This is a genomic window from Streptomyces fuscigenes (genome assembly GCF_021556455.1).
Taxonomy (GTDB): domain Bacteria; phylum Actinomycetota; class Actinomycetes; order Streptomycetales; family Streptomycetaceae; genus Streptomyces; species Streptomyces fuscigenes.
Genome location: NZ_JAKGCV010000213.1, coordinates 1 through 9,491 on the forward strand (window position 1 = coordinate 1; position 9,491 = coordinate 9,491).

At 73.9% G+C, this 9,491-nt stretch carries 10 protein-coding genes; 6 read left to right on the plus strand and 4 right to left on the minus strand.

All coding sequences use genetic code 11. The features are described 5' to 3' along the window. Window positions 1-152 precede the first annotated feature (152 nt). Window positions 153-851 carry a PH domain-containing protein gene (locus tag L1885_RS17440; RefSeq protein WP_235798055.1) on the minus strand — a complete coding sequence of 233 codons (699 nt, stop codon included), beginning with the start codon at window positions 849-851 and terminating at the stop codon, window positions 153-155. A 489-nt stretch (window positions 852-1,340) separates the two neighbouring features. Between L1885_RS17440 and deoC the strand changes: the two genes are divergently transcribed. Genes deoC through L1885_RS17455 form a run of 3 tightly spaced genes read left to right on the plus strand, consistent with a single transcriptional unit; the run spans window position 1,341 to window position 4,677 of the window. Further along, complete coding sequence (gene deoC / locus L1885_RS17445) at window positions 1,341-2,294, plus strand: deoxyribose-phosphate aldolase (RefSeq protein WP_235798063.1); 954 nt, start codon at window positions 1,341-1,343, stop codon at window positions 2,292-2,294. A 6-nt stretch (window positions 2,295-2,300) separates the two neighbouring features. Then, window positions 2,301-3,779 carry an aldehyde dehydrogenase family protein gene (locus L1885_RS17450; protein WP_235798056.1) on the plus strand — a complete coding sequence of 493 codons (1,479 nt, stop codon included), beginning with the start codon at window positions 2,301-2,303 and terminating at the stop codon, window positions 3,777-3,779. Further along, window positions 3,772-4,677, plus strand: a complete 906-nt coding sequence (locus L1885_RS17455) for an aldehyde dehydrogenase family protein (RefSeq protein WP_235798057.1) — start codon at window positions 3,772-3,774, stop codon at window positions 4,675-4,677. The genes L1885_RS17450 and L1885_RS17455 overlap by 8 nt, the downstream gene beginning before the upstream one ends. A 122-nt stretch (window positions 4,678-4,799) precedes the next feature. Here the strand turns inward: L1885_RS17455 and L1885_RS17460 are convergent, their stop codons facing one another. Next, window positions 4,800-5,192, minus strand: coding sequence for a hypothetical protein (locus L1885_RS17460; protein ID WP_235798058.1), 393 nt, complete (start codon window positions 5,190-5,192; stop codon window positions 4,800-4,802). A gap of 132 nt (window positions 5,193-5,324) precedes the next feature. On the opposite strand from L1885_RS17460, the gene L1885_RS17465 reads away from it, so the two are divergent. Further along, window positions 5,325-6,029 (plus strand): ATP-binding protein, encoded by a 705-nt coding sequence (locus tag L1885_RS17465; protein WP_235798059.1) that lies wholly within the window; start codon window positions 5,325-5,327, stop codon window positions 6,027-6,029. A 102-nt stretch (window positions 6,030-6,131) separates the two neighbouring features. Here L1885_RS17465 and L1885_RS17470 read toward each other — a convergent pair whose 3' ends face one another. Both L1885_RS17470 and L1885_RS17475 read right to left on the minus strand, forming a co-directional pair. Beyond that, the gene (locus L1885_RS17470; RefSeq protein ID WP_235798060.1) at window positions 6,132-6,638 is read right to left on the minus strand and encodes a MarR family winged helix-turn-helix transcriptional regulator; all 507 of its coding nucleotides are present in this window, start codon (window positions 6,636-6,638) and stop codon (window positions 6,132-6,134) included. 215 nt (window positions 6,639-6,853) lie between these two features. After that, window positions 6,854-7,657 (minus strand): alpha/beta fold hydrolase, encoded by an 804-nt coding sequence (locus L1885_RS17475; RefSeq protein ID WP_235798061.1) that lies wholly within the window; start codon window positions 7,655-7,657, stop codon window positions 6,854-6,856. Window positions 7,658-7,771: 114 nt separating this feature from the next. Here L1885_RS17475 and L1885_RS17480 point away from each other — a divergent pair, with 114 nt between their 5' ends. Together L1885_RS17480 and L1885_RS17485 are read left to right on the plus strand one after the other, a co-directional pair. Next, the gene (locus L1885_RS17480; protein WP_235798062.1) at window positions 7,772-8,914 is read left to right on the plus strand and encodes an adenosine deaminase; all 1,143 of its coding nucleotides are present in this window, start codon (window positions 7,772-7,774) and stop codon (window positions 8,912-8,914) included. Window positions 8,915-9,065: 151 nt separating this feature from the next. Next, window positions 9,066-9,491, plus strand: a 426-nt coding sequence (locus L1885_RS17485) for a hypothetical protein (protein ID WP_308117339.1), incomplete at its 3' end; no start/stop codon positions are given.

The following is a 9,491-nucleotide window of genomic DNA, read 5'->3' on the forward strand; positions in this document are numbered from 1 at the left end:
CCGGCACCCGCCTCCCGGGAACCGGGCGCGGCGGCGCGCGACTGACACCGGCAGCCGTGCGCCCGTCCGGGGCCACGGGGACTCGCCGGCAGGCACGTACGGGAGGGCGCGACCCTCACCGGGGCCGGGCGAGGCGCCCGGCCCCGGCGTCACTACATCGCGACGAGGATGATCAGCAGGACCGCGCCGGCCAGCGCGGGCGCGAGCACCTCGTACGCCCAGCGCACCACCGGCGCCCCCGACGCCTCGGCGCCGCCGCGGGCCACGGCGCGCTCGGCGAGCTCACGCATCTCCACGAGGGCCTGGTCTGCCTGGGCGAGCTTCGGCTCGCCGTCGGCGGACGAGAAGCTCAGTGCGGCCTGGCGGGACGCCGAGGACGCCGGGGCGGAGCGCTCCAGCCGGCCCATCCTGCGGTCCGCCCGCTTGCGCTGGCGCAGGCTGACGGGGACGGCCCACATCTGGAACTTCGCGCCGTCGTTGGTGAACAGCTCCGTGCTGAAGCGCGCCCTGAGGTTCTTCATGGCGCCCCACGGCACGACGATCGTGCGGAACGGATTCCTGATGCGCACCTGGTCCTCGCCCGCGAAGACCGCGGGCCGGATCGTGTACGCGGTGAGCAGCGGCACCACGAACAGCATCGCGGCCAGCGCCAGCCACGGCGCGCGACCGCTCGCGCTCACGAGGGCGTCGATGCCGAGCCAGAGCACCAGGGCCAGCACCAGGACGCCGCCCGCGATGCCGCCGCCGGAGCGGTACACGCGGTCGGAGTACACGGGCGTGCCGGGCGCCGGTGCCGGGGCGGCGGGGGCGGCCGGGTCGGCCTCGGGCTGCTGCTGTTCGGAACGTGCCATACCAATGATTCTGCCGCACGCGGGTGCGAACGGACGAGGACAGTGCGGAGCCGTTGCGGAAGGCTCCGCCCCGCGGGGGCCGCCCGCGGCCTCCGCGCCCGCCGGGCCGGACGCCCCGGGCGGGGCGCCCGCACCGGGTTCCCGCAGGCCACGGGCCCCCGCCCGGGCCCCCGGGCCGCCCGCGGCCCGAGCCGGGCCCCGCACCGGGCGCCCCCGCACTGTGCCGCAGGGCACTCGCGTACCGTGCCGGAAGTACGGAAGCACCGGAGGCACGCGGAGCACCGGAGGTACACGAGCCCCGGAAGCACCCGAAGCCGTGAAGGCCCCGGAATGCGGGACCAGGAGCCGGCAGGAACGGTCCCGCGCCCCGGGAAGCCCGGGAGCCTCCGCCCTCCCCGAGCTCCTCCGAGGCCCCCCGATGGGGGCCGAACGGTCCCGAACCCTCCCTGTACAGACCGCTACGCGCGTAGATATGCTGCTGTGGTGACCATGTCCACCAGCACCCCACCCCCGCTCGCCGACGTCGCCGCGTCGGACGGCACGCTGCGGCGCTTCCTGCACGGGCTGCCCGGCGTCGACCCCGTAGGCCTGGAGGCCCGGGCCGCCGCGCTCGGCACCCGGTCGATCAAGACCACCGCCAAGGCGTACGCGATCGACCTCGCGATCTCGATGATCGACCTGACCACCCTGGAGGGCGCCGACACCCCGGGCAAGGTCCGCTCGCTCGCGGCGAAGGCGCTGCGCCCGGAGCCCTCGGACCGGGCGACGCCGGCCACGGCCGCCGTCTGCGTCTACCCGGACATGGCCGCCACGGCCCGGGCGGCGCTCGGGGACTCCGGCGTCAAGGTCGCGTCCGTCGCCACCGCGTTCCCGGCCGGTCGCGCCGCGCTCGACGTGAAGCTCGCCGACGTGCGCTCGGCCGTCGCCGCGGGTGCGGACGAGATCGACATGGTCATCGACCGGGGGGCGTTCCTCGCCGGGGACTACCTCAAGGTGTACGAGGAGATCCGCGCGGTGCGGGCCGAGTGCGACGGGCAGGCGCGGCTGAAGGTCATCTTCGAGACCGGCGAGCTGTCGACGTACGACAACATCCGCCGCGCCTCCTGGCTCGGCATGATCGCCGGCGCCGACTTCATCAAGACCTCCACCGGCAAGGTCGGCACGAACGCGACCCCCGCCAACACCCTGCTGATGCTGGAGGCGGTCCGCGACTTCCGCGCGGCGACCGGCGTCCAGATCGGGGTGAAGCCGGCGGGCGGCATCCGCACCACGAAGGATGCGATCAAGTACCTGGTGCTCGTGAACGAGACGGCCGGGCCGGACTGGCTGGACAACCACTGGTTCCGCTTCGGCGCGTCGTCCCTCCTCAACGACCTGCTGATGCAGCGTCAGAAGCTGCGCACCGGGCGCTACTCCGGTCCCGACTACGTGACGGTGGACTGATACACCATGGCATCGCCGCATTCCGACCCGAGTTCCGCGCCGGCCGCCGGGGCGTCGCCGTTCGCGTACGCCCCCGCGCCCGAGTCGCGCGCCGTCGTCGACATCGCGCCCTCCTACGGGCTGTTCGTCGACGGCGAGTTCACCGAGGCCGCCGACGGCAAGGTGTTCAAGACGATCGCCCCGGCCACCGAGGAGGTGCTCTCCGAGGTCGCGCAGGCGGGCGAGGAGGACGTCGAGCGGGCCGTGCGCGCCGCCCGCCGGGCCTTCGAGAAGTGGTCGGCCCTGCCGGGCTCCGCCCGCGCCAAGTACCTCTTCCGCATCGCCCGGATCATCCAGGAGCGCTCGCGCGAGCTGGCCGTCCTGGAGACCCTGGACAACGGCAAGCCGATCAAGGAGACGCGGGACTTCGACGTACCGCAGGCCGCCGCGCACTTCTTCTACCACGCGGGCTGGGCCGACAAGCTGGCGCACGCCGGCTACGGCCCCGATCCCCGCCCGGTGGGCGTGGCCGCGCAGGTCATCCCGTGGAACTTCCCGCTGCTGATGCTCGCGTGGAAGATCGCGCCGGCGCTCGCCACGGGCAACACGGTGGTGCTCAAGCCCGCGGAGACGACGCCGCTGTCCGCGCTGTTCTTCGCCGACGTGTGCCGTCAGGCGGGGCTGCCGAAGGGCGTCGTCAACATCGTGACGGGCGACGGGAGCACGGGCGCCGCCCTGGTGTCCCACCCGGACGTCGACAAGGTCGCCTTCACCGGCTCGACCGAGGTCGGCAAGGCGATCGCCCGCCAGGTCGCGGGCACCCGCAAGAAGGTCACGCTCGAACTCGGCGGCAAGGGCGCGAACATCGTCTTCGACGACGCGCCGATCGACCAGGCCGTCGAGGGCATCGTCACCGGCATCTTCTTCAACCAGGGCCAGGTGTGCTGCGCCGGCTCGCGGCTGCTGGTGCAGGAGTCGGTCGCGGAGGAGCTGATCGCGTCCCTGAAGCGGCGCCTCGGCACGCTCCGCCTCGGCGACCCGCTGGACAAGAACACCGACATCGGCGCGATCAACTCCGCGCAGCAGCTGGCGAAGATCCGCGAGCTCACGGGGATCGGCGAGGCCGAGGGCGCCGAGCGCTGGTCGCCGGAGTGCGAGCTGCCGTCGTCCGGCTACTGGTTCGCGCCGACCCTGTTCACGGGCGTGTCGCAGGCCCACACGGTGGCGCAGGACGAGATCTTCGGCCCGGTGCTGTCCGTGCTGACGTTCCGCACCCCGGGCGAGGCGGTCGCCAAGGCCAACAACACGCCCTACGGGCTGTCCGCAGGCGTCTGGACGGAGAAGGGCTCGCGGATGCTCGCCGTCGCGGACCGGCTGCGCGCGGGCGTCGTCTGGGCGAACACGTTCAACAAGTTCGACCCCACCTCGCCGTTCGGCGGCTACAAGGAGTCGGGTTACGGCCGCGAGGGCGGCCGCCACGGCCTGGAGGCGTACCTCGATGTCTGACAGCAGCGGCCAGGGCCGGCTGACGGTCCTCAAGACCTACAAGCTGTACGTGGCGGGCAAGTTCCCCCGTAGTGAGAGCGGCCGGGTGTACGAAGTGACCGATGCCAAGGGCCGGTGGCGGGCCAACGCCCCGCTCTCGTCCCGCAAGGACGCACGCGACGCGGTCGTCGCGGCGCGCAAGGCGGTGGGCGGCTGGTCCGGCGCCACGGCGTACAACCGGGGCCAGGTCCTCTACCGCGTCGCGGAGATGCTGGAGGGCCGCGCCGACCAGTTCGTGCGCGAGGTCGCGGACGCGGAGGGGCTCTCGAAGCCGAAGGCGGCCGCGGTCGTCGAGGCGGCGATCGACCGCTGGGTCTGGTACGCGGGCTGGACGGACAAGATCGCGCAGGTGACCGGCGGAGCCAACCCGGTGGCCGGGCCGTACTTCAACCACTCGGCCCCGGAGCCGACGGGCGTCGTCGCGGTGCTCGCGCCGCAGGACTCGTCGCTGCTGGGCCTGGTGTCGGTGGTGGCGCCCGTCGTCGCGACGGGCAACACGGCCGTCGTGGTGGCGAGCGAGGACCGCCCGCTGCCCGCCCTGTCGCTGGGCGAGGTCCTGGCGACCTCCGACGTGCCGGGCGGCGTCGTCAACGTCCTGTCGGGCCGCACGGCGGAGATCGCGGCGCCCCTCGCGGCGCACCAGGACGTCAACGGCATCGATCTCACGGGGGCCGACGCGGCGCTCGCCAGGGACCTGGAGATCGCGGCGGCCGACAACCTGAAGCGGGTGCTGCGCCCGGCCGCGGGCGCGCCCGACTGGACGGCCGACCCGGGCACGCGCCGCATGACGTCGTTCCTGGAGACCAAGACCGTCTGGCACCCCACGGGCGCGCTGGGCGTCGCGGGCTCCTCGTACTGAGCACGGACGCACGGCGGGGCGCCGGTCCGGCCGCCCGGACGAGCCGGCGCGACGCCGGCGGGGTCCCTGGGACCCGTCCCGTCCTGCCGGCCTCCCCCGCCTTCCGCCGCGCGGGCGGCCGGTCAGCCGAGCAGGCTCGTCACCGGCCCGGTCACCGGGAGCGTCCCGAGGGCGCCGCCCTGGGTGACCGGGTCGGTCAGCGGCTTCGTCGACACCGGCTTGAAGTCGGCGATCTGCGTGCCCACGCCGTTGTCCAGCGGGTCGACGCCCGTCTTGGCCAGCGGGTCGAGCTGGAGGTTCGTCAGGGGCAGGGCCGCGCCGTGCGCGACGTTGCCGACGGCGCCCGTCAGGGCCCCCGACGTCGCCTCGGCGGCCTGCGAGGCGTCCGTACCGGCCGACGGCGCGGCCTGCGCCGCCGCACCGCCGAGTCCGAGCACCGCTCCGGCGGCGGTGACGCTCAGGCCGGCGCGCAGCAGGGCGTGGCGGGCGGGCGTGGGGGCTGCATGACGTGCCATGGGGACTTCCGTTCCGATGCGTGAGGGGTGCGGCACTCACAGTAATCGAGCGGTGGCGCGGCCCACCACCTCCTCGGCGCGCGAGGTCCCCGGAGGTCCCCTGCGCGGGTGCATGCCTCACACTGGTGTTCCGTGACACCTCCTCACCGCCGCCCGACGCCCGTCCTCCTGCTCTCGGGCCCCTCGGGCTCCGGCAAGTCGTCCCTCGCCGCGGCCACCGGGCTGCCCGTGCTGCGCCTGGACGACTTCTACAAGGAGGGCGACGACCCGACGCTGCCGCTGGTGGCGGGCACCGCCGACGTCGACTGGGACGCGCCGGGCTCCTGGGACGAGGACGCGGCCGTCGCGGCGCTGGTCGCGCTGCACCGGACGGGCAGGACCGAGGTGCCCGTGTACGACATCGCCACGAGTTCCCGCACGGGCGCGACCGTCCTGGACGTGGGCGGGGCGCCGGTCTTCCTCGCGGAGGGCGTCTTCGCCGCCGAGATCGTGCGCCGGTGCCGCGAACTGGGCGTGCTGGCCGACGCGCTGTGCCTGCGGGGCCGGCCTTCGACGACGTTCCGCCGACGGCTGCTGCGCGACCTGCGGGAGGGCCGCAAGTCGGTGCCGTTCCTGCTGCGGCGCGGATGGCGGCTGATGCGCGAGGAGCCCGGCATCGTGACCCGCCAGGTCTCGCTGGGAGCCCATGCCTGCGACCGGCCCGAGGCCCTCGACCGGGTCGACGCGGCGGTCGCCGCCGCGCAGGCCCCGGACGCGGCACTCGGGCACGGGGCCGCGTCGGCGGCGGACGTCCCCGCGATCCCGCGGGCGGGCCGGGCGGACCGCAGCATCGCTTAGCCCTGCCGACCGGCCGAGGGGGCGCTGGCGGTCCCTCCCTCGTGGACGAACGGCCGCGGGGGGGGGTCCCGTCCTCGTGGAGCGGCCGGCCGCGTTTCCGCCTCAGCCCTGCCCGTCGGTGCCGTACTCCCCCACCCGGTGGCCCAGCGTCGCCTCGGAGACGCGCTCGCACGCCTGCGCGAACTCGGTCAGGTGCCCGGCGCCGACCGCCTCCGCGAACAGGGCCCGCACGGCCTCCGCGTGGCGCGGCGCGGTGGCGTCGACGGCGGCGCGGCCCTGCTCGGTCAGGACGATGTCGGCGTAGCGCGGGTCGCGGGTCGCCTCACGTCGCACCAGCCCGCGCTCGGCCATGCGGCGGAGCTGGTGGGACATCCGGCTCTTCTCCCACTGGGTGGCCCTGCTGAGCTCGAAGGGCCGCAGCCGCCCGCCGGGCGCCTCCGAGAGGTTGACGAGGATCTCGAAGTCGGGGCCCGAGATCCCGAACTCGCCCTGGAGCTGCCGGTGGAGGTGGACGAACAGCTGGCGCTGCATGGTGAGGAAGGCGGTCCAGGCGCGCTGCGCCTGAGGGGTCAGCGCCCCCTGAGCAGCACGTGACGCGTAGGCGGCCATGGCGCGATCCTACTGTCCGGGCCGTCGCCCCCGGGCTCTGCCGAGAGCCCGGCGCCTCCCGCCCCGGCGCAGGTCCCGCCGCCCCGCGCGTCCGTCCCGGGCCCCCCGTCGCCGGCGTGCGCCGGGCGCATCCGTACGCCCCGTACGCCCCTCCGCCGTCGGCGCGTCGGCGTTCAGCGTTCAGCGTTCAGCGTTCAGCGTTCAGCGTTCAGCGTTCAGCGCAGCGTGCGGCCGAAGCCAGCCGCCAGAGGCATCCGCAGCCCCAGCGGCGGGGGCGCCGCCAGCGCGTCCTCGACCGGGCGGGAGTACGGCCGGGACAGCAGGGCACCCAGTGCGAAGTCCTTGGCCAGCGAGACGACTTCGCGCTGGTAGGCGCGCAGGGCGTGGCCGTCGGCGTGCACCTCGAAGCGGCACGTGTCGCGGTTGGTCTTCTTCGCCCGCTCGGCCAGGCGGAAGGACAGCTCCGGGTCCGTGCGGCGGTCGTTGGTGCCGTGCACGATCAGGACCTGGCGCCCGACCAGCTGCCGTACCGGCTCCTCGGGCGCCGCGAGGTCGTCGTCGGGCAGCCAGGGGGAGATCGCCAGCGCCGAGTTGACGGCCTCGTGGCCCGCGGCACGCAGCGCGGCCCGGCCGCCCATGCCGTGGCCCGCGAGGCACACGGGCACGTCCCCGTAGCGCCGCACGACCTCCTCGGCCGCCCAGGTGGCGTCGGCGCACGGCGCGGCCTCGTGGCCGTTCCAGCCGCCGAAGCGGTAGCGCACCACGTGGACCAGCACGCCCTCGGCGGCGCCCGCGCGGCCCAGGGACCGGGCGAGCGGGGCGAGGGTGGCGCGCGCGAACGGCGACGGCCGCCGGGCGGAGTCCTCGGCGGCGGTGGGCAGGAGGAGGACGACGCCGTTCGTCGCCGTTCCGGCGGGAGGGGAGACGACCGGGCGCCCAAGCCGGGGCAGGGGACCGGTCCCGTCGCGTTCTGGCCGTGGGGGGCGCGCCGTTGCGCCCTGGCCTGCCTGATGTCCCATGGCAGAACAGTGTCAGACGCGCGCGTGGACTCCACCCTTCCGCGCGGTCACTGTTACGTATCGACCCCGACCCGCGCCCACCCGTTCTACGCGCGTAGGCGTTAGATTGGACGGATGACGAGCCAGCCCGGTCAGACCACTCCCCTGCCCAGCGCGGACCAGATCCGGCGCGCCCCCAAAGTGCTCCTGCACGACCACCTCGACGGGGGTCTGCGGCCCGGCACCGTCGTCGACCTGGCGCGCGAGACGGGTTACGACGGCCTCCCGGAGACGGACGCCGACAAGCTGGGCGACTGGTTCCGTGAGGCGGCGGACTCGGGTTCGCTGGAGCGCTACCTGGAGACGTTCGCGCACACCTGCGCCGTGATGCAGACCCGGGACGCCCTTTTCCGCGTCGCCTCCGAGTGCGCCCAGGACCTGGCCGAGGACGGCGTCGTCTACGCCGAGGTGCGGTACGCGCCCGAGCAGCACCTGGAGGGCGGCCTCACCCTCGAAGAGGTCGTGGAGGCGGTCAACGAGGGCTTCCGGGAGGGCGAGCGGCTCGCCCGGGCCGGCGGCCACCGGATCAGGATCGGCGCGCTGCTGACCGCGATGCGGCACGCGGCACGCGCCCTGGAGATCGCCGAACTGGCCAACGGCTACCGGGACTCGGGCGTCGTCGGCTTCGACATCGCGGGCGCCGAGGCCGGTTACCCGCCCACCCGGCACCTGGACGCCTTCGAGTACCTGAAGCGCGAGAACAACCACTTCACCATCCACGCGGGCGAGGCCTTCGGCCTGCCGTCCATCTGGCAGGCGCTCCAGTGGTGCGGCGCCGACCGCCTCGGCCACGGGGTGCGCATCATCGACGACATCGAGGTCGCCGAGGACGGGTCGGTGAAGCTCGGCCGGCTCGCCGCGTACGTCCGGGACAAGCGCGTCCCGCTGGAGCTCTGCCCGAGCTCCAACCTCCAGACGGGTGCGGCCTCCTCCTACGCGGAGCACCCCATCGGGCTGCTGCGCCGGCTGCATTTCCGCGCCACCGTCAACACCGACAACCGATTGATGTCGGGCACGAGCATGAGCCGCGAATTCGGCGCGCTCGTGGAGACCTTTGGGTACAGCCTCGACGACATGCAGTGGTTCACGGTCAATGCGATGAAATCAGCATTCATTCCTTTCGATGAACGACTGGCCATGATCAACGACGTCATCAAGCCCGGTTACGCGGAACTCAAATCCGAATGGCTGTTCAAGCAGACCGCCGTGACCGGCTGATCTCTCGCCGAGTATGTCCATCTGACCGGTCCGTCACCGCCGCGGAACACGAATGAGGAATGTTCCCGGATATTTGCGGGGCCCGAGTCGCGCTGACTAGATTTCAGAGCTGCTCGTTTTTCCACCACCCCCCTCAAGGACGAGATTTCAGATGAACAGGTCCGCTGCAAAGACCCTCGGTGCCGCCGTGCTCGGTGCCGCCTTCGCCGCCGCCGCCGCAGGCTCGGCGTCCGCCGCCGTCGGCCCCCTCCCGGACACCGGCAAGGCGCTGGACACCGTCAACAAGCTGCCGGTGGACCAGGTCGCCCAGGAGCTGCCGCACGCGGGCACGGACGCGCTGACCGCGACCCGTGCCGCCGGCGGCGCCGTCAACACGACGGCCCCGCAGGTGCTCCAGGCCGCCAAGACCGCGAACCCGCTGGGCGCGCTGCTCGGCGGCCTGCCGGTCAACGGCCGGCCCGCGTGTCCTCGGCATCACGGCCAGTCCGCTTCTCTACTTCTCTGCTTCTCCGCTTCTCTGCCTCCCTGCTTCTCTGCCTCTCGCCCGAGCGACAGGCCCCCGACCGGATCGGACCGG

Bases quoted from the DNA above. Each gene is read 5' to 3' on its own strand.
- L1885_RS17440 (WP_235798055.1), bottom strand. From the start codon at position 851: ATGGCACGTTCCGAACAGCAGCAGCCCGAGGCCGACCCGGCCGCCCCC.
- deoC (WP_235798063.1), top strand. From the start codon at position 1,341: ATGTCCACCAGCACCCCACCCCCGCTCGCCGACGTCGCCGCGTCGGAC.
- L1885_RS17450 (WP_235798056.1), top strand. From the start codon at position 2,301: ATGGCATCGCCGCATTCCGACCCGAGTTCCGCGCCGGCCGCCGGGGCG.
- L1885_RS17455 (WP_235798057.1), top strand. From the start codon at position 3,772: ATGTCTGACAGCAGCGGCCAGGGCCGGCTGACGGTCCTCAAGACCTAC.
- L1885_RS17460 (WP_235798058.1), bottom strand. From the start codon at position 5,192: ATGGCACGTCATGCAGCCCCCACGCCCGCCCGCCACGCCCTGCTGCGC.
- L1885_RS17470 (WP_235798060.1), bottom strand. From the start codon at position 6,638: ATGGCCGCCTACGCGTCACGTGCTGCTCAGGGGGCGCTGACCCCTCAG.
- L1885_RS17475 (WP_235798061.1), bottom strand. From the start codon at position 7,657: ATGGGACATCAGGCAGGCCAGGGCGCAACGGCGCGCCCCCCACGGCCA.
- L1885_RS17480 (WP_235798062.1), top strand. From the start codon at position 7,772: ATGACGAGCCAGCCCGGTCAGACCACTCCCCTGCCCAGCGCGGACCAG.